This window comes from Streptomyces sp. NPDC003697, from assembly GCF_053587115.1.
The window spans coordinates 20,353-43,838 of sequence record NZ_JBSFNN010000019.1; the positions used below are offsets into that span (position 1 = coordinate 20,353).

The 23,486-nt window shown below is 74.2% G+C and carries 20 protein-coding genes and 1 pseudogene; 11 read left to right on the forward strand and 10 right to left on the reverse strand.

The genetic code is table 11. The features are described from left to right. Entirely contained in the window at window positions 1-4,305 is a 4,305-nt protein-coding gene (locus tag ACWDNY_RS10675) for an HAD-IC family P-type ATPase (RefSeq protein WP_451645372.1), read from the forward strand. Between the two features lie 331 nt (window positions 4,306-4,636). On the opposite strand, the gene ACWDNY_RS10680 is transcribed toward ACWDNY_RS10675, so the two are convergent. Beyond that, the gene (locus tag ACWDNY_RS10680; RefSeq protein WP_451645373.1) at window positions 4,637-5,716 is read right to left on the reverse strand and encodes an NADH:flavin oxidoreductase/NADH oxidase; all 1,080 of its coding nucleotides are present in this window, start codon (window positions 5,714-5,716) and stop codon (window positions 4,637-4,639) included. A 90-nt stretch (window positions 5,717-5,806) separates the two neighbouring features. On the opposite strand from ACWDNY_RS10680, the gene ACWDNY_RS10685 reads away from it, so the two are divergent. Further along, window positions 5,807-6,202: an ArsR/SmtB family transcription factor gene (locus tag ACWDNY_RS10685; RefSeq protein WP_451645374.1), complete on the forward strand. Its 396-nt coding sequence runs from the start codon at window positions 5,807-5,809 to the stop codon at window positions 6,200-6,202. A 130-nt stretch (window positions 6,203-6,332) separates the two neighbouring features. Here the strand turns inward: ACWDNY_RS10685 and ACWDNY_RS10690 are convergent, their stop codons facing one another. Continuing rightward, window positions 6,333-7,688: an FAD-dependent oxidoreductase gene (locus ACWDNY_RS10690; RefSeq protein WP_451645375.1), complete on the reverse strand. Its 1,356-nt coding sequence runs from the start codon at window positions 7,686-7,688 to the stop codon at window positions 6,333-6,335. A gap of 133 nt (window positions 7,689-7,821) precedes the next feature. Between ACWDNY_RS10690 and ACWDNY_RS10695 the strand changes: the two are divergent. Further along, window positions 7,822-8,316 (forward strand): annotated as a pseudogene (locus ACWDNY_RS10695) (hypothetical protein); the annotation flags it as partial. Here ACWDNY_RS10695 and ACWDNY_RS10700 read toward each other — a convergent pair. Then, window positions 8,289-8,963 carry a TetR/AcrR family transcriptional regulator gene (locus ACWDNY_RS10700; RefSeq protein WP_451645376.1) on the reverse strand — a complete coding sequence of 225 codons (675 nt, stop codon included), beginning with the start codon at window positions 8,961-8,963 and terminating at the stop codon, window positions 8,289-8,291. The pseudogene ACWDNY_RS10695 and the gene ACWDNY_RS10700 overlap by 28 nt on opposite strands. 382 nt (window positions 8,964-9,345) lie before the next feature. Between ACWDNY_RS10700 and ACWDNY_RS10705 the strand changes: the two genes are divergently transcribed. Then, window positions 9,346-9,603 carry a DUF2630 family protein gene (locus ACWDNY_RS10705; RefSeq protein WP_451645377.1) on the forward strand — a complete coding sequence of 86 codons (258 nt, stop codon included), beginning with the start codon at window positions 9,346-9,348 and terminating at the stop codon, window positions 9,601-9,603. Window positions 9,604-9,648: 45 nt separating this feature from the next. Here ACWDNY_RS10705 and ACWDNY_RS10710 read toward each other — a convergent pair whose 3' ends face one another. The 3 genes from ACWDNY_RS10710 to ACWDNY_RS10720 all read right to left on the reverse strand — a co-directional run bounded on the left by ACWDNY_RS10710 (window position 9,649) and on the right by ACWDNY_RS10720 (window position 11,898). Beyond that, entirely contained in the window at window positions 9,649-10,347 is a 699-nt protein-coding gene (locus tag ACWDNY_RS10710) for an HAD family hydrolase (protein WP_451645378.1), read from the reverse strand. Window positions 10,348-10,392: 45 nt separating this feature from the next. Beyond that, window positions 10,393-11,118: a phosphatase PAP2 family protein gene (locus ACWDNY_RS10715; protein ID WP_451645379.1), complete on the reverse strand. Its 726-nt coding sequence runs from the start codon at window positions 11,116-11,118 to the stop codon at window positions 10,393-10,395. A gap of 216 nt (window positions 11,119-11,334) precedes the next feature. After that, complete coding sequence (locus ACWDNY_RS10720; protein WP_451645380.1) at window positions 11,335-11,898, reverse strand: DUF5134 domain-containing protein; 564 nt, start codon at window positions 11,896-11,898, stop codon at window positions 11,335-11,337. 202 nt (window positions 11,899-12,100) lie between these two features. On the opposite strand from ACWDNY_RS10720, the gene ACWDNY_RS10725 reads away from it, so the two are divergent. Then, entirely contained in the window at window positions 12,101-13,783 is a 1,683-nt protein-coding gene (locus ACWDNY_RS10725) for an FUSC family protein (protein WP_451645381.1), read from the forward strand. Next, the gene (locus ACWDNY_RS10730) at window positions 13,780-14,394 is read left to right on the forward strand and encodes a MarR family winged helix-turn-helix transcriptional regulator (protein WP_451645382.1); all 615 of its coding nucleotides are present in this window, start codon (window positions 13,780-13,782) and stop codon (window positions 14,392-14,394) included. Before ACWDNY_RS10725 ends, ACWDNY_RS10730 begins: the two co-directional genes overlap by 4 nt. A 31-nt stretch (window positions 14,395-14,425) precedes the next feature. On the opposite strand, the gene ACWDNY_RS10735 is transcribed toward ACWDNY_RS10730, so the two are convergent. Both ACWDNY_RS10735 and ACWDNY_RS10740 read right to left on the reverse strand, forming a co-directional pair. Further along, window positions 14,426-15,190 carry a VOC family protein gene (locus ACWDNY_RS10735; protein ID WP_451645383.1) on the reverse strand — a complete coding sequence of 255 codons (765 nt, stop codon included), beginning with the start codon at window positions 15,188-15,190 and terminating at the stop codon, window positions 14,426-14,428. 336 nt (window positions 15,191-15,526) lie between these two features. After that, window positions 15,527-15,919, reverse strand: a complete 393-nt coding sequence (locus ACWDNY_RS10740; RefSeq protein ID WP_451645384.1) for a VOC family protein — start codon at window positions 15,917-15,919, stop codon at window positions 15,527-15,529. 276 nt (window positions 15,920-16,195) lie between these two features. Here ACWDNY_RS10740 and ACWDNY_RS10745 point away from each other — a divergent pair, with 276 nt between their 5' ends. Then, window positions 16,196-16,735, forward strand: a complete 540-nt coding sequence (locus tag ACWDNY_RS10745) for a GNAT family N-acetyltransferase (protein ID WP_451645385.1) — start codon at window positions 16,196-16,198, stop codon at window positions 16,733-16,735. A 15-nt stretch (window positions 16,736-16,750) separates the two neighbouring features. Here ACWDNY_RS10745 and ACWDNY_RS10750 read toward each other — a convergent pair whose 3' ends face one another. Continuing rightward, window positions 16,751-17,434, reverse strand: a complete 684-nt coding sequence (locus tag ACWDNY_RS10750; protein ID WP_451645386.1) for a glycerophosphodiester phosphodiesterase — start codon at window positions 17,432-17,434, stop codon at window positions 16,751-16,753. 466 nt (window positions 17,435-17,900) lie between these two features. Here ACWDNY_RS10750 and ACWDNY_RS10755 point away from each other — a divergent pair, with 466 nt between their 5' ends. The 4 genes from ACWDNY_RS10755 (at window position 17,901) to ACWDNY_RS10770 (ending at window position 22,354) form a co-directional block, all read left to right on the forward strand. Further along, window positions 17,901-19,298: a DUF6421 family protein gene (locus ACWDNY_RS10755; RefSeq protein ID WP_451645387.1), complete on the forward strand. Its 1,398-nt coding sequence runs from the start codon at window positions 17,901-17,903 to the stop codon at window positions 19,296-19,298. A 77-nt stretch (window positions 19,299-19,375) separates the two neighbouring features. Beyond that, on the forward strand, window positions 19,376-20,128 hold the full coding sequence (locus tag ACWDNY_RS10760) for an SDR family NAD(P)-dependent oxidoreductase (protein WP_451645436.1): 753 nt from the start codon (window positions 19,376-19,378) through the stop codon (window positions 20,126-20,128). Next, window positions 20,125-21,195, forward strand: a complete 1,071-nt coding sequence (locus ACWDNY_RS10765; RefSeq protein ID WP_451645388.1) for a threonine aldolase family protein — start codon at window positions 20,125-20,127, stop codon at window positions 21,193-21,195. The genes ACWDNY_RS10760 and ACWDNY_RS10765 overlap by 4 nt, the downstream gene beginning before the upstream one ends. Before the next feature lie 463 nt (window positions 21,196-21,658). Then, window positions 21,659-22,354: a B3/B4 domain-containing protein gene (locus ACWDNY_RS10770; RefSeq protein ID WP_451645389.1), complete on the forward strand. Its 696-nt coding sequence runs from the start codon at window positions 21,659-21,661 to the stop codon at window positions 22,352-22,354. 88 nt (window positions 22,355-22,442) lie between these two features. Here the strand turns inward: ACWDNY_RS10770 and ACWDNY_RS10775 are convergent, their stop codons facing one another. Continuing rightward, window positions 22,443-23,162 carry a lysophospholipid acyltransferase family protein gene (locus ACWDNY_RS10775; RefSeq protein WP_451645390.1) on the reverse strand — a complete coding sequence of 240 codons (720 nt, stop codon included), beginning with the start codon at window positions 23,160-23,162 and terminating at the stop codon, window positions 22,443-22,445. Between the last annotated feature and the right edge of the window lie 324 nt (window positions 23,163-23,486).

The following is a 23,486-nucleotide window of genomic DNA, read 5'->3' on the forward strand; positions in this document are numbered from 1 at the left end:
GTGTCCCGGCTGCTCAGGGCGCCGGCGGCCGCCGCCCGGCTCCTGCCGGCCGCCCCCCGACTGCTCGCGCGGGCGGCCCCTCCGGTGGCCGGGGCGGCCGCCGGAGCGGTGGCGGGCACGGCACGGGCCGGAGTCCGGTGCGCGGACAGCGCGGTGCGGGTGGGACGGGTCGCCCGCCACGCGATGCCCGGCGGGCAGGGGCACTGGCGGTCCGGCACCCGGGCGCACCTGGCGCTGCGGCCGGCCGACCCGGAGCGGGTACGCCGCGCCGGCGGCAGAGCACGTCTGGCACGCCGGATCGCCGCCGTGCTCGCCCAGCATCCGGACGTCGTGTTCGCTTGCTGGGACGAAGGACTCGGCCGCCTGATCGTGGCGGTGATCGAGGAGGAGGCTGTTGACCGGGTGGTGGACTACGCCGCCAGGCTCGCCGCACGCGAGGGACTGGTCCTGGCGGGCGGCGACCCGGACCACACCGTCCATCCGGCCGATCCGGCCGGTGTGCGCGCCGCCGCCGCCACGCTCGCCGCCGACGTCGCCGGCATCGCCGTCGCCGTCGCCGCGAACAGCCTGCGCCTGCCGCCGTCGCCCCGGATGGTGACCGCGGTCGTGACGCTGCTGCGCGAGAACCCCCTGGTCCGGGCGAGGCTGCGCGGGTGGCTGGGCGAGAGCCGTATGGACCTGCTGCTGGCCTCGGCGAACGCGGCCGCGCACGGCGCCGGCCAGAACCCCACCGCGCTGGTGCTGGACGGGGCACTGCGACTGTGCCAGCTGGCCGAGACCGTGGCCCGTGCCACCGCGTTCGACCGGGTGGAGGACGAGCTGTGCGGACCCCATCGCGTCAGCGTGGCGGCGGACGAGGCCCCCCGCCCGCCCCTGCGCGTTACCCCGGCTCAGGAGTACGCCGCCCACGCCTCCATCGGCAGCCTGCTCGGCGCGGCGGCGACGCTGCTCGTCAAGCACAACGGGGACGAGGCGGCCGAGGCGGTGCTCGCCGGCTCCCCGAAGGCCGCGCGGTACGGGCCCGCCGCCTTCCACGCCGTGTTCGGTGCCGGGCTGGCCCGCACCGGTGTGCTGGTCCGGGCCCCGGAGCGGCTGCGGCAACTGGAGATGGCCGGCACGGTCGTGCTGCACTCGAGCGCGCTGTGCACCGGGACCGGGGAGGCGGACCCCTGGACCGAGCCGGTGCTGGACGCCGCCCGCCGGGCCGGGCTGCGGGTGGTGGTGGTGGACGACCCGGCCCTGGAGGACTTCACCGCTCTCGCCGACCAGGTGGTGGACGCCCGCCGCCCGCTGGACGACGTGGTCTACGGGCTGCGGGACGAGCCGGGGGCCGTCCTCACGGTCGCGCGGATGCGCTCCGCCGAGGACCAGGAAGTGCTCGCCGGGCTGCGTGCCAGCGACGTCGCCGTCGCCCTCACGGACCGGGAGGGCGCCGTGGTGTGGGGCGCGGACATCCTGGCCCTGCACGGCCTGCCCGACGTGTGGCGGCTGCTGGTCGCGGTGCCGGCCGCCCGCACGATCGGCCACCGCGCCCAGACCCTGGCCCGGTCCGGCGCCGCTCTCTCCGGACTCCTCGTGGCCGTGGGCGAGTCCAGGGCCGGCCGGGGGCGCCGCGCCATGCTGCCGGGCCTGCGGCACGTACCGGTCGACGCCGCCGCGGCAACGGCTCTGTTGTCCGGAACGCGGGCGGCCGTCGCCGCTCTGCTGGCCCGCCCCCCGCACCCGCATCCGCGGGTGCACTGGCACGAACTGGACGCGGCGCAGGCGCGGGAGCGGCTGGAGCATCTGCCGGCCGCCGAGGACACCTTCGCCGAGCGGGCCACGGGGGGCGCGCGCAAGGCAGCCGCGGCCGCCCTGCGGTTGCCCGCCCTGGCGCCGGCGCGGTGGACGCTGCAGCTCGGCCGGGCCGTGCGGGGCGAACTGGACGACCCCCTCACCCCGGTCCTGGCGGTGGGCTCGGCAGCGTCGGCGATCCTCGGTTCCGTGGTGGACGCCCTGCTCGTCGTCGGCGCGCTGGACCTCAACGCGCTGGTCGGCGGCGTCCAGCGGCTGCGTGCCGAACGGGCGTTGTCCGGGCTGGTCGCGGGCCAGCAGCAGATGGCGCGGCTGACGGCGCGCGAGGCGGGGGAGCAGGCCGCCCCCCGGACCGTGGAGGCCGGGAAGCTGCGACCCGGTCACGTCATCGAGCTCCAGGCGGACGACGTGGTCCCCGCCGACGCCCGCGTGCTGTGGGAGGAGGGCCTGGAGGTGGACGAGTCGGCGCTCACCGGGGAGTCCCTGCCGGTGCAGAAGCAGATCGCCCCGACCCCGCACGCCCCGGTCGCCGACCGGCGTTGCATGGTGTTCGAGGGCACGACCGTGGTCGCCGGGCACGCGCGGGCCGTCGTGGTGGACACCGGCGACCGCACCGAGGCCGCCCGGGCCGTGCACCTCGCGGCCCGTACGCCCCCGGCCGCCGGGGTGCAGGCGAGGCTGCAGGAACTCACCGGCAAGGCGATGCCGCTGACGCTGGCGGGCGGAGCCGTGGTGACCGGTCTGGCGCTGCTGCGCGGCACCCCCATCCACGAAGCGGTCAGCGGAGGCGTGGCCGTGGCGGTGGCCGCCGTTCCCGAGGGCCTGCCGCTGGTGGCGACGGTGGCGCAACTGGCCGCGGCGCGGCGGCTGAGCCGCGGCGGCGTCCTCGTCCGCACCCCGCGCACCCTGGAGGCGCTGGGCCGGATGGACACCATCTGCTTCGACAAGACCGGCACCCTGACCGAGAACCGGCTGCGCCTGGTGCGGGTGTCCGACGCCGCCGGAACGGTCCGCGGGGTGCGCGACGCCGGCTCCGCGGACACGCTGCGGGCGGCGGCCCGGGCCTGCCCACGGCTGAACGGCGCCTCGGACCGTCCGGTGCACGCCACCGACGAGGCCGTCCTCGACGCGGCCGGCCCCGACCCGGACTGGGTACAGCTGGAGGGGCTGTCGTTCGAGGCCGCCCGTGGCTACGCCGCCGCCGTCGGCCGGGTCGGGGACGGACCGGAGGTCCTCGTCATCAAGGGCGCGCCGGAGACCGTCCTGCCCGCCTGCGCGGGCCTCGCCTCCGACGCCCTGGACGCGGCGCACGCGCTGGCCGGCGGCGGGCTGCGGGTCCTGGCGGTGGCCGAGCGGCGCCTCGGCAGCGGCGAGAACGCGTCCGACGTCATCGAACAGCCGCTGGGGAGGCTGGAGTTCACCGGACTGCTGGCCCTCTCGGACGTACCGCGTGAGACGTCCACGGCTCTGGTCGGCGGCCTGTACGAGGAAGGCGTACGTCCGGTCATGCTCACCGGCGACCATCCGCAGACCGCCCGGGCCATCGCCACCGAACTGGGGTGGCCCGAGGACACGATCGTGGTCACCGGGGACGAACTGGCTGCCGCGGACCGGTCGGCCAGGGCCCGGATGCTGCGGAACGCCGGTGTCGTGGCCCGGGTCGCGCCCGAGCAGAAACTCCAAGTGGTCGAGGCGCTGCGGGACGCCGGCCGGGTGGTCGGCATGGTGGGCGACGGCGCCAACGATGCCGCGGCGATCCGCGCCGCCGACATCGGCGTCGGCATCAGCGCCCGGGGTTCGGCGGCCGCGCGCAACGCCGCCGACATCGTGCTGACCGCCGACGACCTGACCGTGCTGATCGACGCGATCGCCGAGGGGCGCGCCCTGTGGCACAGCGTCGCCGACGCCGTCGCCATCCTGATCGGCGGCAACGCCGGCGAGGTCGGCTTCGGCATCCTCGGCACGCTGATGTCGGGGACCGCCCCGCTGTCCACCCGTCAGATGCTCATGGTGAACCTGTTCACGGACCTGTTCCCGGCCATGGCCGTGGCGGTGACGCCGAAGGAGGACACGGAGCAGGCGAGGGCGGGCTCACCCGAGGACGTGGCCGGCGGCGTCCTGGGGGCGCCCCTGATCCAGCAGATCCGGCACCGGGCCCTGACCACCTGCCTGGGCGCCGTCGTGGCCTGGCTGATCGGCCGGTTCACCCCGGGCACGGCCCGCCGCTCCAGCACGATGGCCCTGTGCAGCGTGGTGGGCACCCAGCTCGCCCAGACCCTGCTCGACCGCCGCGGCAGCCCACTGGTCCGGGTCACGTCCGTGGGCTCCGCCGTGGCCCTGGTGGCCCTGGTCCAGAGCCCGGGGGTCAGCCGCGTGCTGGGCTGCACCCCGCTGGGCCCCGTCGCCTGGACGGGTGTCGCCACGTCGATCGTCCTCGCCCTGGCCGGTCAGCGGGCCCTGCCCCACCTGGAGGAGACCGTCACACGCCTGGTGTCGTCCGGGCGGTCCTGACCGCGCGGGCGCGCCCAGGAGGCCGGGCACCGGCCGCCGCTCCGGTACGACGGCAGTGTGCCGCGCGGTGGGCTTCGGGCCACGTGACCCGGACGAGGCCGAGACGGGCGCGGGGCGTCCCCACGACGTCCGCCGGACGGAAGGCGTGAGCCGGGGAGCCCGGGGGAGCCGGTGACGCGTGGGGCCGGGAGGAGCCGTCGCCGGTCCCCTCCGGACCGGACGGTGCGGGTCCCAGGGGGAACGACGGCGCACGGCCCGTGCCGGCACCCGTGGCGTCGGCGCGGGACACACCCGGCGCGCCGCGGGTCGGACACAGGCCGTGCGGTCGCCGTCAGACGGACCGGTGGTACTGGTGCGGCACGTGCACCGGGCCGCTCAGCTCCCGTGCGGCGCGCTGTGCCCAGGACGGGTTGCGCAGCAGCTCGCGGCCCAGCAGGACCGCGTCCGACTCGCCGTTGGCGATGATCTTCTCGGCCTGCTCGGCCTCGGTGATGAGGCCGACGGCGGCCACCGGCATCGGCGTCTCCGCCTTCACCCGGGCCGCGAACGGCACCTGGTAGCCGGGCCCGGTGGGGATGCGCACGCCGGAGGCGTTGCCGCCGGTGGAGACGTCGAGCAGATCGACGCCGTGCGTGTGCAGCTCGGAAGCGAAACGCACCGTGTCGTCGGCCGTCCAGCCGCCGTCCTCCAGCCAGTCGGTGGCCGAGATGCGGAAGAACAGCGGCTTGTCCTGCGGCCACACCGCCCGTACCGCGTCGACGACCTCGAGCGCGAAGCGGACGCGGTTGTCGTAGGAACCGCCGTAGGCGTCGGTGCGGTGGTTGGAGTGCGGGGACAGGAACTCGTTGATGAGGTAGCCGTGCGCACCGTGGATCTCGGCGACCTCGAAACCGGCGGCCAGGGCACGCCGCGCCGCGTCCGCGAACCGGGCGACGACCTGCTGGATCTGCTCGACCGTCAGCTCGTCCGGCACGGGGTGGCGCTCGTCGAAGGCGACCGGGCTCGGCGCCACCGGCTGCCAGCCGTACGCGTCCGGCCCGACCGGCCCGCCGCCCTTCCACGTGCGCTCGGTCGAGGCCTTGCGGCCGCTGTGGGCGAGCTGGACGCCGGGGACCGTGTCCTGGCTCTTCATGAAGCGGGTGATCCTGCGGAACGCCTCGACCTGCGTGTCGTTCCAGATGCCGAGGTCGTAGGGGGAGATGCGGCCCTCCGGCGACACGGCGGTGGCCTCGACGATGATCAGGCCCGTGCCGCCCGCCGCCCGCGCCGAGTAGTGGGCGAAGTGCCAGTCGTTCGGGGCGCCCACGGACGGGCCCTCGGGGGCGGCCGAGTACTGGCACATCGGAGGCATCCACACGCGGTTGGGGATCGTCAGCTCACGCAGGGTGTAGGGCTCGAAGAGCGCACTCACGGCGGACTCCATTCGTCTCGGGACCGATGGCCGACTCGTACGATAGTCCTCGTAGTATGAGAGATGTCAAACTACGATGACTCTCGTATTATGAAGGCTCTCGTCCGAAGTGGAGCCGCCGTGACCCGCACCGCCCCCGCCACCTCCGTCGGCAGTCGCGCCCTCCCGCACCCGGCCCGCGAGGAGATCCGCCTGGAGGGCGTGCTGCACGCGCTCTCCGACCCGCTGCGGCTGCAGATCGTGCGGGAGCTCGCCGCCGACGGCGACGAGCTCTCCTGTTCGCACTTCTGCCTGCCGGTGACCAAGTCCACCAGCACGTACCACTTCCGGGTGCTGCGCGAGAACGGCGTGATCCGCCAGGTCTACCGGGGCACGGCCAAGATGAACGGCCTGCGCCGCGACGACCTGGACGACCTCTTCCCCGGGCTGATCGACAGCCTCCTCGCGGCTGCCGGCCGGCAGGCCGCCCGCCTGGGGAACGGCTGAACCTTCCCGCGCCGGGAGGGGGCCCGACGCGGGCCGAGGTCGATCGCGGCCGGGCGGACGCCACGGGCCGGAGCGAAGCGCAACCCCGCATGATCGGCGAGTGCGCCCGGACCCGCCCACCTGTATCCGCTCAGCCCTGCGAGGGTGCCCTCCGGGCCGCCTTGAGCAGCGACTGCCAGTCCGGGAGCTTGACCGTTCCGCGTCCGAGCGACACGCCGAGCTCCGCCTCGGCCTGCTCGATGGCCTGCCACCCCGCCCACGGCACGGGCTCGATCCCCGTGGCGCGCAGCCGGACGAGCGGGTCGTCGGGCAGCCGCCTGTCGGCCAGGCCGGCGGCGTCCGCGAGCAGCGAGGTCACCGTCTCCTTGGCGCACGGGCGGTTGGTGCCGATGACGCCGGTCGGTCCCCGCTTGATCCAGCCCGCCACGTACTCGCCGGGTGAGACCGCCCCGTCGCGCAGGACCCGGCCCTCGAGGTGCGGCACGGTGCCGCGGGCCGCGTCGAACGGCAGCCCCTCCAGGGGCACCCCCCGGTAGCCCACCGACCTCAGCACCAGCTGGGCCTCGACGTCCTCGTACCGTCCGGTCCCCGACACACCGCCCCGGCCGTCGGGCGCCGTCCGCTCGAAGCGCACCGCGCCCACGCGTCCGCGGCCGTCGGCGAGCAGCTCCACCGGTCGCAGGTGGAAGCGCAGCCGGATCCGCCGGGCGGCGCCGGTCGGGGGCATGCCGGCCCAGCCGCGCAGCACCTCCACGTTGCGGCGCTGGGCGACGGGCAGCGCGGAGGGGTCCGCGTACGCAGGGTCCGGCGCCAGCTCCGCGGGATCGACGACGACGTCGGTGTCCGGCAGGGAGCCCAGCTCACGGAGCTCCTTGGTGGTGAAGCGGGCCTGCGACGGGCCGCGCCGGCCCACCATCTGGATGTCGGTCACCCGGCTGGCGGCCAACGCGTCGAGCGCGGCCTGCGGCAGATCGGTGGGACTCAGGTCCGCGGCGGCACGCGCCAGCATGCGGGCCACGTCCACCGCCACGTTCCCGACGCCGATGACCACGGCCGCCCGTGCGTCCCGCAGGAAGGCGCCGTCGACGGCGTCGGGGTGGGCGCTGTACCAGGAGACGAACTCGGTCGCCGACCAGCTGCCCGGCAGGTTCTCGCCGGGGATCCCCAGGTGGCGGTCGGTCGCCGCGCCAACGCAGTACACGACCGCGTGGTACAGCTCCCGCAGCCGTGCGGCGGGCAGTCCGTCGGCGCCTCCGATCTGGACGCCGCCGAGGAACCTGACCCGCTCGTGCTCCAGGACCGCCCGCAGGGTGTTCTGCAGCGACTTGATCTTCTCGTGGTCCGGCGCGACACCGTAGCGGACCAGGCCGTAGGGGCAGGGCAGGCGGTCGAGGACGTCGACGCGTACCGAGGAGTCCTGCTGGACGAGGCACTGAGCGGTGTAGCACCCGCTCGGCCCCGAGCCGACGACGGCGACACGCAGCACGGCGGAACTCCTTATCCCAGGGACTTCAGGAGGTCGCTGACGGCTCCAGCATCGCACCGAGCGGCCCGTCGGGGGAGAGCGGCCGCGCGGGAGGTCCGGGGTGTCGCCTGGACGGTCCATCCGCGCACGCCTGCTGGGCGGCGGCGGAGCCGCCACCTGCAACGAGGCGGTCGGCCCGAACCGGGGCGCCGACGGCATCTACGACATCGTCGGCAAGGGCGACCACCGCAGGCTCGTGTTCCGCGGCTACTACAAGATCCCCCGCCACCAGGCGGACACCGAGAACTGCGTGGCCCACAACGGCTCGCTGATCCCCGTCAGGGGCCAGGACCTCATGGTCCAGGCCTGGTACCAGGGCGGCGTCTCCGTCTGGGACTTCACCGACTCGGCACACCCGAAGGAGATCGCCTACTTCGAGCGCGGCCCGCTGGCCACGGACGTCCTCACGATCGGCGGCTCCTGGTCGGCGTACTACTACAACGGCTACATCTACTCGAACGACATCGCCAAGGGCTTCGACGTGCTGAAGATCCGCGACCGGCGCACGGACCAGGCCCAGCGGGTCCGCCTGGGCGAGCTCAACGTCCGGACGCAGCCGGACTACTTCGGTCGGCGCTCCGGGGGCTGACCGGTAGCGAAGAAGCGCGACAGATCCGCCTCACAGCTCCGGCCGGGCGCCTCGGCGTCCGGCGGGAGCCCCATCTCCCAGTCGAGCCGGTAGCGCTTGAACAGCTCCGCGCGCAGCACCGGCACCGGCATCGGCGCCCCCGGCACCAGCGCCGCGTAGACCGCTCCCATCAGCAGGGCGCGCATCATCGGGTAGTCGGCGTCCACGTCGCACGAGCCGTGCCGGGCGACGGTGTCCCGCAGCAGGTGGGACAGGCGCTGCTGCTCCGGGCACTGCACGAACCCCTCGGCCTGGAGGATGCCCGCCATGTGCTGGCGCATCAGCACCGGCCGGTCCCGGGCCAGGGCCAGGATGGCGTCGATGGCCCGCGCCATCCGCTCCCGGCCGTCCTCGGTGCGCGGCTCGCCCTCCAGCGCCTCCTCCAGCGTCCGGTGCATCAGCCGGTGCACCGCGGACTGGACCAGCTGCCGCTTGCCGGGGAAGTAGTACGACACCAGTCCGCGCGCCGACCCCGCCCGGTCGGCGATGTCGCCGAGCGTCGTCGCCTCGTACCCGCGCTCGCCCACCAGCTCCACCGCGGCCTGCAGCAGCCGCTCCCGCGAACGCCGCCTCAGCTCTTCATTGACCGAGGCGCTGCGCGGGGACATCCTGTAACTCCTGCGTTGACTGGCTGCCAGCCAACTATACTCAACGCATCCGGGCCGGCCCTGTGTGGGCCGCTCGGCTTGCCGTCCCGCCTCGGGCGACGCGGGGGATCGTCCGGGGCGGGCGCTTTTCGCGCCGATGGTAGCCTGGGGCAACTTTTACGGGCGATCGGTCCCGTACGGGCGCCGCGCGCTTCACCCGCCCCTCGTCGCGGCTGTCCGCCGGGGCGCGGCCGACTCCGGCACGGGCGCCCCGTGCGTCACCACGCGGCGGGCCCCGCACCCTCGCACGGTGCACCCCGGGCCGCCTCCCTCTCACCTGTCGCACAGCGCCTGAAGCGTCCCTAGAGTGGGCTCGGGTGCCGAGCCGAGGAGGCGTAGCGGAATGGCGCAGAAGGAACAGGACCAGCGAATCCTGGCCCGGATCACGGAAATGGTCGAGGACGAGCGCAGGCTCCGCGCCGCCCTGGCGTCCGGACAGATCGACGATTCCACGGAACAGCGGCAGTTGGGGGAACTGGAGCGCGAACTCGACCGGTGCTGGGACCTGCTGCGGCAGCGCCGCGCCAAGGAGCAGTACGGAGAGAACCCCGACGAAGCCCAGGCGCGGCCGTCGTCGCAGGTGGAGGGCTACCTGGAGTGACCACGACGCGCCGCGGCCGCCCCGGGCGCCCCCGGCGTTGCGCCGTCAGCCCGGTCGGCCGACGAGGTCCAGCACCGGCCGCAGCGCGTCGGGCCGCTCGGCCACCGGCAGGTGGTCCACGAAGTGCACCGCGCATCCCAGGGCCGCCGCACCGCCGTCGGCGCTCCGGTCGTCCCCCACCATCAGCACGTCCCCGGGGTCGGCGCCGAGCGCGCCGCACGCGGCCGCGAACAGTCGCGGGTCGGGTTTCTGGACGCCGTGCTCGCACGACAGGACGTAGGCGCCGACGTACGCGTCGAGGCCGTGCGCGCGGAACACCGGACGCAGGTCCCAGCCGATGTTGCTGACCACGCCCACCCCGATCCCGCGCTCGCGCAGTGCCCGCAGTACCTCGGCCGCGTCCGGGTACGGCGCCCACGCGGCCGGCGTCATGTGCCGGTCGTACAGCGCGTCGTGCAGCCCCGGATCGGGCAGCGGCACCCGGCGGGAGAGGCCCGTGTACGCGGCCCGGTGCAGTTCCGCGCTGCGGTCCCGGATCCTCCACACCTCCACGAGCTGCTCCGGGACCCGGTCCGGGTACGCCCCGCCCGGCAGAGCGCCCGCCTCTTCCAGGGCCCGCGCGCAGCGGCGCACCTCCGGCTCCGGCAGCGTCAGGTCCGCCTCGTCCAGCACAGCGCGCAGCCAGGCCTCGGTGGACTCGATGCGGAACAGGGTCCCGGAGAAGTCGAACAGGACGGCAGTCATGGGCCGATCGTACGGAGGGCACCCGGCCCCGGCCGCTGATTCCGGTCACCCCTGCGCGGCCCCGTGCGGTGGCTGCCGGTCGTGTGCCACGCCGTCCGTACACGTGCCACGCCGTCCGTACACGGCCGTCGCCAGCCACACCGCCCACGCTCCCAGCAGCCAGCCGCCGAGGACGTCCGAGGGCCAGTGCACGCCCAGCCAGATCCGGGTCAGGCCGACACCGACGACGGACAGCACGCCCACGGCCAGGGCGGCGCGCCACAGGGCGCGGGCCGGGCCGTGGCGGTGCAGCAGCCACAGCAGCAGGCCGCACACCACGGTGGCGGTCATGGCATGACCCGAGGGGAAGGCCGCGTAGTGGGCGGAGTCGACGGGGTCGGTGAAGACGGGCCGGGGGCGGTCGACGGCCGCTTTCAGCCCTTGTTGCAGCAGCGTGGCCAGTACGGTCGCGGCCACCAGCCACAGGGCCGTCCGCCACGCCGACCGGCGCCACACCAGCCACACGGCCACTGCCGCGCACAGCAGGCGCATGGTCAGCGGGTCCCACACCCAGTCCGTCAGGATGCGGAAGACCTGGGTGACTCCGCCCTCGGTGACCGCCCACCGGTGGGTGGTGCGGGAGACGCCGCCGTCGAAGGCCATCAGGGGATGCCAGCGCAGGGCGACCAGCGTGACCAGCAGCGCAGAGCACACTCCCAGCACCAGGGGGGCGCGCACCCGGACACGGTGGACCGGCGGGCGGGGCGGCGAGGCGACGGACGGGGGATGCATGATGCGATCCTTGCCGACCCGAGGGCCCGAAGGCCAACTTCCGGGGCCGGTTCGTCCGGCCCTGGGCCACAGCCGCGGCGGGCCCGGGCGGCGGGGCGCCGTCCGCGAGCTCGGCCGGCCGGAGGCGCAGCCCGGCGCGACCCCGGCTCACGGAGGCAGCCCGGTACGAACGGCGAGGTCACGCGGACCACGGCCGCAGGGCTCGCGCCGGCCCCCTCACATGGTCAGCAGCATGGCCACCATGCCGATCCCCATCGACAGCCGGCACGCCCGCGCCAGTTCGGGGCGGTCCCCCCACCCCGCCGCGCCCGCTCCCGCCGCACCGGCCGCTTCCGCCGCCGTTGCCGCGGGCACCAGCCGGACTCCGGAGAGCAGCACGTAGACGGCGAAGTACAGCAGCAGGGCTCCGGTGAACAGGGGCACCTCCGCGCCGCCATGGCCGTGGCCGTGCGCCGGTGCGGCCGCCATCACGACCGCCATGTACACCATGGCCGACACCCCCACCAGATGATGCAGGTGGTGCGGACTGCGCCGCGCCGCCCACAGGGCGTGCACGCCGGCCGCCCCGAAGACCGCCGCACACCACGGCCACACCCAGGCGGGCGGGCTGAACACCGCCGGGGGCATGGCCATGGCGGCCATGCCGAAGCCCATCAGCGCCTCGCCGCCCGCGGCGCGGCGCTGTTCCTCCACGGTGCTGCGCATCCGCAGCAGACAGTAGGCGCCGGTCGCCGCGCACAACGCGACCAGCAGCCAGCCGGGCGAAGCCGGTCCGTGCACGCCCACCTCCCCGCTCGGCGGTCCCGCGGCCGCGGCCCGGCGATCGCGGCCGCTGCCCGGTGGTCGGTCCAAGAGATGCCCACGGCACGCGGCGCGCACGCGAGCGCACAGGCGTACACGGGGAGCACTCGGCGGAGCACCGCGGCCCGGACGGCAGGGCGATATATATTTCACCAGTAAAACACCTGTTAAGCTTGTGGGTATGAGCAGTGAGTCCCCCACCCCCACCCGGCGAGCCCGCCGCGTCCGCCGTCTGCCGCTCACCGGCGTGCTGCGCCTCGGCCGTCCGCCGGAGATCTGGTTCAAGCCGGCCCTCAGCGTCGTCGCCTCGGTGGCCCCGCCGAACCTCACGCTGCTCGCGCTCGGCCGCCTCGACCTGGCCATGTACACGATGGCCGGCTCGCTGTGCGCCCTGTACGCCCACAACCGCCCCTACGCGGCCCGCGCCCGCGTGCTGGCCTGGGTGGTGCTCGGCATGCTCGCCGGCCTCGCGGTGGCCCTGGTCGCCGCGTCCCTGACCAGCGACCCGGTCGTCCTGGTCGCCGTCGGCGCGCTGATGGCCGCCGCGCAGAAGGTGATGTGCGACGCCACCCGCATCGGCCCGCCCGGCAACGTCATCCTCGCCTTCGTCGCCACCGCTGCCCTGTTCGTCCCGCAGACCCTGGGCCAGGTCCCCGGCCACATGGCGCTCGCGGTGGCGGCCGGGGGCTGGGCGTGGCTGGTCGGCATGGCACCCGCGCTGCTGCGGCCCCACGGCCCGGAGCGCCGCGCCACCGCCCAGGCGCTCAACGCCGCCGCCGCGTACGCCGCCACGTACGGCGCCGCCGGCGGCGACGCCCGGGCCCGCGCCGGCGCGGCCGCCGCCGTGCAGACCGCCTGGCAGACGCTGCTGTCCACCGGCGCCCGCTCCGCGCACCGGCGCGCCCTGGAGCGGCTCGTCGTCCGCGCGGAGGTCGCGCTCGCCGCACCCGCCGACACCGACCCCGAGCGTCTGCGGGCCTGGGCTCGCGACCTGCGCGGGTCCGGCCCCGTTCCCTCTGCCGGCGAGTCGCGGGAGGCCGCCGACGAGCTCCTCGGTGTGGACGCCGAGGTCGACGCCCCGCACCGGCCGTGGTGGCGCCGGCTCGGCCCGCTCGCCCCGATCGCCGGCCGCACCGCGATCGGCTGCGCGCTCGCCGGGTACGTCTCGCTCGCCCTCGGCGTCGGCCGCCCGTACTGGGCCCTGGTCACCGCCGCCTCCCTCTACCAGGCCAACCTCACCCTCACGTGGAGCCGGGCCGTCCAGCGCGTCGTCGGCAACCTCGTCGGCGTCCTCGTGTTCGCCGCGATCGCCCCGCTCGCCCACGCCAGCGCCGTCGCGCTCGTGCTCATCTGCCTCGCCTGCAACTTCGGCGCCGAGGCGCTGATCGGCCGCAACTACTGGCTCGGCACCATCTGCGTGACCCCGATGGCGCTGCTCATCACCGAGTTCGCCGGGCTGCACGAGCCGGGCGAACTGATCACCGAGCGGGTGCTCGACACCCTCGTCGGCGCCCTGGTCGGCCTCGTCGCCGCCGTCGCCGTCACCAACCGGCGCGCCGCCGACCGCCTGGAGGAGGCCCTGGTCGCCGTGGAACGGGCTCGCGAACGCGCCGCGCGCCTGCTCGCCGAGCAGTCTCCCGTGCCCGCCGCGCTGGAGTCCGCCCGCCGTGGACTGGCCGCGGCACTGGTCGAGCTGCGCGCCACCGCCGAAGCCGCGGCGGGCGAGTGGTGGCAGCGCGCCCTGCCGCAGGAGCGGGTGGTGCTCACCGAGCAGTCGGGACACCGTACGCTCGCCGCGACGGTACGACGCCGGGGCCCGCACGCTCCGGCGGCCGGGGACACCAGGGAGGACGTACGACCATGACGGCGAGCGGACAGCCGGTCACCGGGGGAGCGCCGGCCGACGGCGGAGCACACGGCCGGCCGGAGGCCGCGGCACCCGCGCGGACGGTGCCCTCCGGTGCGGTCCCCGGCGACACCGTCGCCGCCGTCGTCCGCCAGTGGCGGGCCGTCCACCCCGACCTGGACACCGGCCCCATGGAGATCATCGGCCGCATCAACCGCTGCTCCGCGCTGCTCCAGCAGGCCGAGGACGCCCCGCTGCGCCGGGCGGGACTGAGCCGGCCGGAGTTCGACCTGCTCGGCGCGTTGCGGCGCACCGGACACGAGCTCACGCCGAGCGAACTGGCACGCGAGACCTTCTCCTCGGGTGCCGCCGTGACCAAGCGCCTGAAGCAGCTGACCGAACGCGGTTTGGTGGACCGCCGGGGCGACACACGCGACCGCCGCGTCGCCCATGTCCGCCTCACGGACGCCGGACGCGACCTCGTCGACGGCATCCTGCCCGAACAGCTCGCCTACGAAAGGGCCGTCCTGGCGGGGCTGGACACCGGTGGCGGGCCCGAGGGCCTGGCCGCCCTCCTCGGTGAACTGCTGGGCCGCCTGGAGGGCCGCCCGGGCGTGCCGCGAGGCTGAGCACCCCTTCCCGGGCGGGCGACGGCGGCTCTCAGCGCTCCGAGGTCACCTCGTAGATGCCGAACGGGGCGCCCTGGGGGTCCCGCAGCACCGCGATGCGGGGGCCGTCGCGCACGTCCGTCGGCTCCACCAGGGCCTTGCCGCCCTCGCGCAGTGCCTTGTCCGCCGACGTGTTCACGTTCGACACCGCGAAGTACGGCAGCCAGTGCGGCGGCATGTCGGCGGGGAAACGTTCGTCCATGGTCGTGACGCCGCCGAAGTCCTCACCCTGCACCGTCCACTGCGTGTACCACTGCGACGAGTTGACGTTCCAGCCGAACGCCCGCGTGTAGAAGTCGCGGGCTCTGTCGACGTCGCGCGTCGCGAGTTCGACCCAGCCGAGCGCCCCGGGCGCGTTGAACCTGCCGGCGCCGGTGAAGGCCTGCGCCTGCCACATCTGGAACGCCGCGCCGCACGGGTCGAGCGCCACCACGTTACGGCCCTCGTCGAGCACGTCCAGCGGGCCGGTGATCACCGTGCCGCCCGCCTCCGCGACGCTGTTGGCCGCCTCGTCCGCGTCCTCGACGGCGAACGACACGTTCCAGGCGACCGGCTGGGAGACCTGGCGCAGCGGCTGCATGGCGGCCACCGTCGTGTCGTTCACGTAGGCGATGGTGTAGCCGCGCATCTCCGGCCGGGGATCGACCCGCAGCCGCCAGCCGAACAGGTCCGTGTAGAACCGCTTCGAGGCCTCGAGGTCGTTGGTCCCCAGCTCCGCCCAGCAGGGCCCTCCGATCACCGGCTTGTCGAACTTCATGGCATCCTCCGGGCAGAGTGCTCTCACCAGAACGCTAGCCCCGGTCAACGACTGCGGCCATCCGGAGCCGTACGGACCGGGTACCGCCAGGTCCCCGCACCGCTCGCGGACGCCCGCCTGTCCCGACCCGCCCCGGCGCGTGTACCGCCCGGCCGGCGCGCGGATCCGGGAGCGCATCGCGACCGGGCGTGAGCGCCACCGGTCGCCGGCGCCACAGCCGGCCTCCCGCTGCCTGTCGCCCGGCCCCGCACCGTTCCGGAACCGCGCCGGAACCTCTCCCGTCATCCCGGCGGAGTCCGCGGCGGCCCGGAGGGGTGGTGCGGGCCCACTTCCCGCTCAGATACCGGCCCGGAACCTCAGGGGGTGGTCCGCCGGCACCTCCACGAGCACGACCGGTGTGCCGTCCGGGTCCTCGATCCACATCTCGATCAGGCCCCACGGCTCCCGCACCGGCGGACGCACGATCGCCACGCCCGCGGCGCGCAGCTCGTCGTGGGCCGCGGCCGCGTCCGCGACCTGAAGCCACAGCCGCGCGGCGGGCGGCGAGGCGGTCTCGGAGCGACCCGACACCTCCAGGAAGCCGCCACCGAGGAAGTAGACCGTGCCGCGCTCCGGGCCCGTGCCGAACTCGCGGTAGACGGCGAGGCCCAGTTGGTCGCCGTAGAAGGCGCGGGAGCGCTCGGGGTCCGTGGGGCGCAGCAGGATCCGGCTGCTGAGTACATGCACCATGCGGCGGAGCCTACTGCCGTGCCCGGAAGGCTTCACCGGCTCGCGGCACCCGGCGCGGCGGCCCCGGCGCCACGCCCGGCTCCGCTCGCGGGGAAGGTTCCTCACCGCCGCGTTGCCGCATCACCCGAGTACAGCGTTGCGACGCTCTCCCACAGCCCGCTCGGCGTGCGGGTGCCCCCGGCACCGGACGCCGCGAGCCCGACGGCGAACCTTCCCGGCCGCGGCGCTACGCTCGTCCCTGCTCAACCGCGCACGAGAACCGAAAGGCCCGCCGCCATGGACACCTCCGCCTCCGGGACGACCTTCCGCGACGCCACCGACGCCGACGTCGACGCCCTGGTGGCACTGATCGAGTCGGCGTACCGCGGGGACGCCGGCCGGGCCGGGTGGACCACCGAGGCGGACATCCTGCACGGGCAGCGCACCGACCCCGAGGGCGTGCTCGACGTGATCAAGTCGCCCGACAGCCGGCTGCTGACCGTCGAGCGCGACGGCCGCGTGATCGCCTGCTGCCAGCTGGAGCACCGCGGCGACCACGCCTACTTCGGCATGTTCGCCGTCAGCCCGGCGCTGCAGGGCGGGGGCCTGGGCAGGCTGGTCCTCGCGGAGGCGGAGCGCCGGGCCCGCGAGACCTGGGGTGTGCGGGAGATGCGCATGACCGTGATCTCCGTGCGCGAGGACCTGATCGCCTGGTACGAGCGCCGCGGTTACCGCCGGACGGGGCGGATGACGCCCTTCCCCTACGGCGACGAGCGCTTCGGCATTCCCCGGCGCGACGACCTGCAGTTCGAACTGCTCGTCAAGGAACTCGGCTGACGTCTCGCACCGGGTTCACGCGGTGAAGCGGCCGGTGCTCCTGATCTCCGGGTAGTCGGTGGTCGCCCCGTCCAGCTCCAGCGCGCGCACCAGCCGGAGGTGATCCAGCGTGTTCACCACCCAGCCGATGATCCGCAGGTCGGCCCGGCGCGCGTGCTCGACGACCTCCAGGGTCAGCCGGCGGATGTTCAGGCAGAGCGTCGCCGCCCCCACCTCCGTGGCGCGCTCCACGACGTCCGTGCCGTAGCGGCTCGCGATCAGGGCGGTGCGCACCCCGGGCACCAGGCGGGCGATCTCGGCGATCGCCTCGTCGTGGAAGGAGGACACCTCCACACGGGAGGCCAGGTCGCGGGCGCGCATGACCTCGGCCAGCGCCCGCGCCGCCGCGACGTCCTTGATCTCGGCCTGCAGCGGTGCCTCCACGGCGTCGAGGACCTCCTCGAAGAAGGGCACCCGCTCTCCGCGGCCGGCGTCCAGCGAGCGCAGCTCGGCGAGGGTCTTCTCGGCGATCGGGCCGCTGCCGTCGGTCGTGCGGTCCACCTCGGCGTCGTGCATCACGACGAGCGCGCCGTCCTTGCTCAGGTGCAGGTCGAGTTCGATGGCGTCGAGGCCGGCCTGCTGGGCGGCGACGAAGGAACGCAGGGTGTTCTCGGGTGCGACACCCATGACTCCGCGGTGACCGATGGTGAGGAAGTTCAAGACTCGACTCGCTTCCGTCGACGGCGGCGGTGGCCCCGCGCGAACAGGGCCGTGCGGGCGAGCGCGTGGGGACGGAACGGACGCGGGCCGTCCACACGGCCAGTTGCCGCAGCCTAACGTCCCCGGCCGCCGATGAACCCGTGCGTACACGGGGCAGTGGGGTGACGGCCGGGGCCGCCGGGGGCCGGGCCCCGGCGGCTTCACCCGGAGGTGGGCGAGCCCCCGGCGCGTCGTCGTGCGCGGCGGGCCCGCCCCGGCCCGACAGCCCGTCGGCCGCACCGCACCTGGACGGAGGACGGAAATTCACCTGAAGTGAGCAGCGAAACGCGCCCTCTTCGACGGAAGGCAACAAAATACGCGGTGAGAGCGAGACTGTGCGCAACGATCTGCGGATGTTCCCCTTGCTCGGAGAAAGCTCGTATGTATACCGTCTTCATACGCCAGTTTCTGCGGTGGAGGGTGGGACATGACGGAAATTCTTGTGCGGGTGGGTTCGGAGGAACAGGTTCCTCCCGTGGCCAGGGTGGTCGAGCACCCGGCATGGCCCGTGCTCAAGGATGCCGTGGAGCGGATCCGGCCGTGGCAGTCCAAGGACGGATCGATCGACTTCGGGGCCGAGGCCGCCCCCGCCCCCTCGGACGCCGAGGCCGCCGTCGGCCGCGTGATCGAGGCCGTCCGGCAGCTCTCACCGCTGCTGCCGCACGACGCCGCCTACCACGAGGCCCTCGTCGGCGACCTGCGCCGCTGGGCCGACGGCGGCTTCCAGGTGCCCGACTTCCTCGACTCGCTGCTGGCCTTCCAGCCCGCCGCCGGCCGCGAGGACGGCCTGCAGCACCTCGTCGTCTTCCCGATGTACACCCAGAACGGCAACCCGGACCGCAACCTCGAGGCGGTCGTGCTGCGGATGGTGTGGCCGGACTGGCTCGCCGAGCTGGAGCGCACCCGCTACGACAACCCGCTGTTCTGTGGCATCAAGTTCGAGGACTTCACGGCCGGCTACGACACCAACTCCGCCGTCCTCTTCCCCGAGACGATCGCCGTGCGCGAGGCGCCGGAACGATTCTCCTGGGGCGGCATCTTCTGTGACCGCGAGGCCGCCCGCTTCCGCCGGGTCACCGCCGCCGCCGTGGACATCCTGGGCCTGAGCCTGCCCGAGGACATCACCGCGATGGTCCACGACCAGAAGCGCTGCGAAGAGGCATTCGTCCTGTGGGACATGGTGCACGACCGCACCCACAGCCACGGCGACCTGCCCTTCGACCCCTTCATGATCAAGCAGCGCCAGCCGTTCTGGATGTACGGCCTCGAGGAGCTGCGCTGCGATCTGACCGCCTTCAGGGAGGCGGTGAAGCTGGAGGCCGACGGCGTTCCGCAGGCCAGGGACGTGCAGTACGCCGTGCTGTTCGACCGCATGTTCCGCTTCCCGGTCACCGGCGAGCGCGTGCGCAACTACGACGGCCTCGGCGGCCAGCTGCTCTTCGCCTACCTGCACAGGCACGACGTGGTCCGCTGGACCGACAACAGGCTGTCCATCGACTGGGAGCGCGCTCCGCAGGTCACCAACCGGCTGTGCGCCGAGATCGAGAAGCTGTACCGCGACGGCATCGACCGTCCGAAGCTGGTGCACTGGTTCGCCGGCTACGAACTGGTGTCCGGCTACCTCGCGCCGCACCCGGGCTCCAAGTGGGCCAAGGGCCCCGACGCGCTCGACCTGACCCAGCCGCCGCGCAAGCTCGTCGACGACGTGCTTCCGGACGAGTTTCCGCTGAGCATGTTCTACGAGGCGCTGTCCAAGAAGCTGAAGAACGTGATCGCCTCCACCAAGGGCATCACGGCGGGCGACGCCGAGCGGGTGGCCGCGTGAGCGGCCACGCGGGCGAGCCGCACGAGGCTCCCGGCAGGCTCACCCGAGAAACCGCGAACAGTGCTCAGGAGACGATGATGGGGAACGGCAACGGCGTACTGAGCGGCGCGGTCATCGCGGTGGCCGGAGCGGGCGGGCCCGCCGGCCGGGCGACCCTGCGGCGGCTCGCCGAGGCGGGGGCGACCGTCGTCGGCTCGGACAACGACCCGGAGCGGCTGGCGGAGGCCGTGGACGCGGCGCGCTACGCCGGCGGCGGCGCGGGCGTCACCGGGGAGAAGGTCGACCTGCTCGACCTCGCCTCGGCCCGGGACTGGGCCAACCGCATCGAGAAGGACTTCGGCCGTGTCGACGGCCTGGTCCACCTCGTGGGCGGCTGGCGCGGCAGCAAGGGCTTCGCCGAGACGGACACCGGCGACTGGGACCTGCTGGAGAAGCTGCTCGTCCGCACGGTCCAGCACACCTCCCTCGCGTTCTACGACGCCCTGCGGCGCAGCGACCGCGGCCGTTACGTCCTCGTCAGCGCCGCCGGTGCCAGCAGGCCGACGGCGGGCAACGCGGCCTACAGCGCCGCGAAGGCCGCCGCCGAGGCGTGGACACTGGCCATGGCCGACGCCTTCCGCAAGGAGGGGGGCGAGAGCGGGCCGACGTCCGCGGCTGCCATCCTGGTGGTGAAGGCGTTGGTGCACGACGCGATGCGCGCCGAGCGTCCCAACGCGAAGTTCGCGGGCTTCACGGACGTGACGGACCTGGCCGAGGCCGTCGCGGGCGTCTGGGACCGGCCCGCCGCGGAAGTGAACGGAAACCGTCTGTGGCTCACCGAGAAGCCGTGAACCCTCCCAAGACCGACGCGCGTCGCCGTCACGACCCGGAGGTCCGCGGTTTCGCCAGCGACAACTACGCCGGGGTGCACCCGGAGGTGCTCGCGGCCCTGGCCGTGGCCAACGGCGGGCACCAGGTCGCGTACGGCGAGGACGTCTACACCGAGAACCTCCAGCAGATCATCCGCAGCCACTTCGGGCCGACGGCCGAGGCGTTCCCCGTCTTCAACGGAACCGGCGCCAACGTCGTCGCGCTGCAGGCGGTCACCGACCGCTGGGGTGCGGTGATCTGCGCCGAGAGCGCGCACATCAACGTCGACGAGGGCGGCGCCCCGGAGCGCGTGGGCGGTCTGAAGCTGCTCACCGTGCCGACGCCGGACGGCAAGCTCACGCCCGAGCTGATCGACCGGCAGGCGTACGGCTGGGAGGACGAGCACCGCGCGATGCCGCAGGCCGTGTCGCTCACCCAGAGCACCGAGCTGGGCACCCTCTACACGCCCGACGAGATCCGGGCGATCTGCGAGCACGCGCACGCCCACGGCATGAAGGTGCACCTGGACGGCTCCCGCATCGCCAACGCGGCCGCCTCCCTCGACGTCCCGATGCGCACGTTCACCAACGCCGTCGGCGTCGACATCCTCTCGCTGGGCGGCACGAAGAACGGCGCGCTGTTCGGCGAGGCGGTCGTGGTGATCAACCAGGACGCCGTCCGCCGCATGAAGCACCTGCGGAAGCTGTCCATGCAGCTCGCCTCCAAGATGCGCTTCGTGTCGGTGCAGCTGGAGGCCCTGTTCGCCAAGGACCTGTGGCTGCGCAACGCCCGCCACTCCAACGAGATGGCCCAGCGCCTGGCGGAGGGCGTCCGCGCCGTGCACGGCGTCGACATCCTGTACCCGGTGCAGGCCAACGGTGTCTTCGCCAGGCTCCCGCACGACGTCGGCGAGCGTCTGCAGGACCGGTTCCGTTTCTACTTCTGGGACGAGGCCGCGGGCGTGGTGCGCTGGATGTGCTCCTTCGACACGACGGAGGACGACGTGGACACGTTCGTGGGGGCGCTGAAGGAGGAGATGGCCCGCTAGTGCCGCGACAGGCGACGTTCGCCCCGTCGCGACGCCCGGCACGCTCCCCATCCTCGAACCGGCTTCGCACGGCTCGGACGGAGGGACCCCCTTCGCCGCACCGGCCGGAAGCCCAAGTGCCTCCAGTACGGCGTCCGGCCGGGCACGCCGAGAGCACGCACCGGACGCCGCGCGGCCGCCCTGCGGGCGACGACGCGAATTGTCTTTCGGACAGGCCCCAGGGGCGCTGTCCCGGGAAACGGACCCGGCCGGGCGCCGGCGCCCCAGGCATCGGCATGCGGTCACCCCAAGGCCCTCGACACCCGGATGGCCGCTTCCGCCGTCCCTGGCCCGGAGTCCAGCGAGGTGTACTGTCCGGTCCTGTACGCTGGACCCGGCCCGGTCGTACCGAGCGCCCCGACCGGCGCGTCCGGCCGGTGGCAGTCGTGGCAGACGCTCCCCACCGCACTCCGAGGCGAGGCAGATGACGATCCCGCTCACCGTGTCCGACGAGGTGCGCGCACTGGCGCCGGGCTTCACGCACGTCGTCGTCGAGGCGCGCGAACTGGTCAACGGGCCCAGCACCGAGGCCAGTTCGGCCCTGCTCGACGACGCGGCCCGCCGCCTCGCCGCTCGCCTGGCCGGGCGCGCGCCGCAGGAGGACCCTCACATGGCGGCCTGGCGCGAGGTGTACACGACGTTCGGCGCCAAGCCGTCGCGCACCCGCAACTCGGCCGAGGCGCTGGCCAGGCGGGCCCTGTCGGACGCCGGCCTGCCCCGCGTCAACGTGCTCGTCGACGTCTACAACGCGATCAGCGTCGCCCACCTGGTCCCCGTCGGCGGGGAGGACCTCGACCGCGTGGACGGCGGCATGCGCCTGGTGCGCGCCACCGGGGACGAGGACTTCCGCACCGTCGCCGGGGGCGTGGAGAGCGTCGAGCACCCCGAGGCCGGCGAGGTCGTCTGGCGGGACGACTCCGGTGTGACGTGCCGCCGCTGGAACTGGCGCCAGGGACCGCGCACGCGGCTCACCGACCGGACGACCTCGGGCATCTTCCTGCTGGAGACCCTGCCGCCGTTCCCGGTCGCCGAGGCGGAGGCGGCTGCCGCCGAACTCGCCGAGCTGCTGGAGAAGTTCAGCCCGGGCGCGCAGGTCACGGTCCGGCCGGCGGCCACCTGAGGCACGCGGCCACCGGTGCTGTCACCGTCCGGGTCACGTCGCGCCTCCACCGGGCCGAGTGACCCGTCCGGCCGCCCGGACGGCGCGGTCACGCTGTGCGCAGCTGTTCCGCGGTCGGGGCCGTGCCGCCGAGGTGGGTGGGCAGCCACCAGGTGTCCTCGGGACCCCTGGGGCGTCCCGGGTAGGCCCGCTGGGCGGCCTCCAGGAGTTCCTGGACACGCTCGCGCAGACGCCGGGTGATCGCGCCCGCGTACTGGTCACGAGGGGCTTCGAGCGCCTCGCCCACCCGGATGGTGATCGGCAGGTGGCTGCGCCTGAAGTTGCGGGGGTGCCCCTTGGTCCACAGGCGCTGGGTGCCCCACAGGGCCATGGGCACGAGCGGGACGCCCGCCTCCTGCGCCAGACGGGCGGCGCCCGACTTGAAGCTCTTGAGGGTGAAGGACTCGGAGATCGTGGCTTCCGGGAAGACCCCGACGACCTCGCCGGATCTGAGCGAGTCCAGGGCGTGCTCGTAGGCGGTCTCGCCCTGCGCGCGGTCCACCGGGATGTGTCTCATACCGCGCATGAGCGGGCCGGAGATCCGGTGCCGGAAGACGGACTCCTTCGCCATGAAGCGCACCAGCCGCTTCTGCGGGAGCGCCGCCAGGCCGTCGAAGATGAAGTCCAGGTAGCTGATGTGATTGCTCACCAGCACGGCGCCGCCCGAGCGCGGGATGTTCTCCGAACCCCTGCAGTCGATCTTGAGGTCCCACACCTTGAACATCGTGCGGGCGAGACCGATGACGGGACGGTAGACAAGCTCTGCCATGGACGGGGTGGACCCTTCTCTCTGCCAGGGGAGGGGCTCCCGGCGGAAGTTACGGAGCCGTAGGTTTACGGTTCCCGCAGATCGTGCCCCAAGAACGGCCGGGTAGCCAGCCCGCGTGCCCCCCGGCGGCGAGATTCTCGTCACGTCACACGCGTGCGCGGGCAATCGGGTCAGGGCCGCCGGGGCGGGTGAGCGCCCGTGCCGGCGGGAATGCGCGCGGGTACCCGTGCGCTGAAGCACGGCAGGACCGGTACGACCGGGCCGGTGACCACGGGACGGGGCTCGCGCGACGCGGGCACCGGGTGAGGGCCGCCATGGCGGCGG

Bases quoted from the DNA above. Each gene is read 5' to 3' on its own strand.
- ACWDNY_RS10705 (WP_451645377.1), top strand. From the start codon at position 9,346: ATGGCGCAGAAGGAACAGGACCAGCGAATCCTGGCCCGGATCACGGAA.
- ACWDNY_RS10685 (WP_451645374.1), top strand. From the start codon at position 5,807: ATGAAGGCTCTCGTCCGAAGTGGAGCCGCCGTGACCCGCACCGCCCCC.
- ACWDNY_RS10755 (WP_451645387.1), top strand. From the start codon at position 17,901: ATGACGGAAATTCTTGTGCGGGTGGGTTCGGAGGAACAGGTTCCTCCC.
- ACWDNY_RS10700 (WP_451645376.1), bottom strand. From the start codon at position 8,963: ATGTCCCCGCGCAGCGCCTCGGTCAATGAAGAGCTGAGGCGGCGTTCG.
- ACWDNY_RS10710 (WP_451645378.1), bottom strand. From the start codon at position 10,347: ATGACTGCCGTCCTGTTCGACTTCTCCGGGACCCTGTTCCGCATCGAG.
- ACWDNY_RS10730 (WP_451645382.1), top strand. From the start codon at position 13,780: ATGACGGCGAGCGGACAGCCGGTCACCGGGGGAGCGCCGGCCGACGGC.
- ACWDNY_RS10760 (WP_451645436.1), top strand. From the start codon at position 19,376: ATGGGGAACGGCAACGGCGTACTGAGCGGCGCGGTCATCGCGGTGGCC.
- ACWDNY_RS10725 (WP_451645381.1), top strand. From the start codon at position 12,101: ATGAGCAGTGAGTCCCCCACCCCCACCCGGCGAGCCCGCCGCGTCCGC.
- ACWDNY_RS10745 (WP_451645385.1), top strand. From the start codon at position 16,196: ATGGACACCTCCGCCTCCGGGACGACCTTCCGCGACGCCACCGACGCC.
- ACWDNY_RS10775 (WP_451645390.1), bottom strand. From the start codon at position 23,162: ATGGCAGAGCTTGTCTACCGTCCCGTCATCGGTCTCGCCCGCACGATG.
- ACWDNY_RS10735 (WP_451645383.1), bottom strand. From the start codon at position 15,190: ATGAAGTTCGACAAGCCGGTGATCGGAGGGCCCTGCTGGGCGGAGCTG.
- ACWDNY_RS10770 (WP_451645389.1), top strand. From the start codon at position 21,659: ATGACGATCCCGCTCACCGTGTCCGACGAGGTGCGCGCACTGGCGCCG.
- ACWDNY_RS10740 (WP_451645384.1), bottom strand. From the start codon at position 15,919: ATGGTGCATGTACTCAGCAGCCGGATCCTGCTGCGCCCCACGGACCCC.
- ACWDNY_RS10715 (WP_451645379.1), bottom strand. From the start codon at position 11,118: ATGCATCCCCCGTCCGTCGCCTCGCCGCCCCGCCCGCCGGTCCACCGT.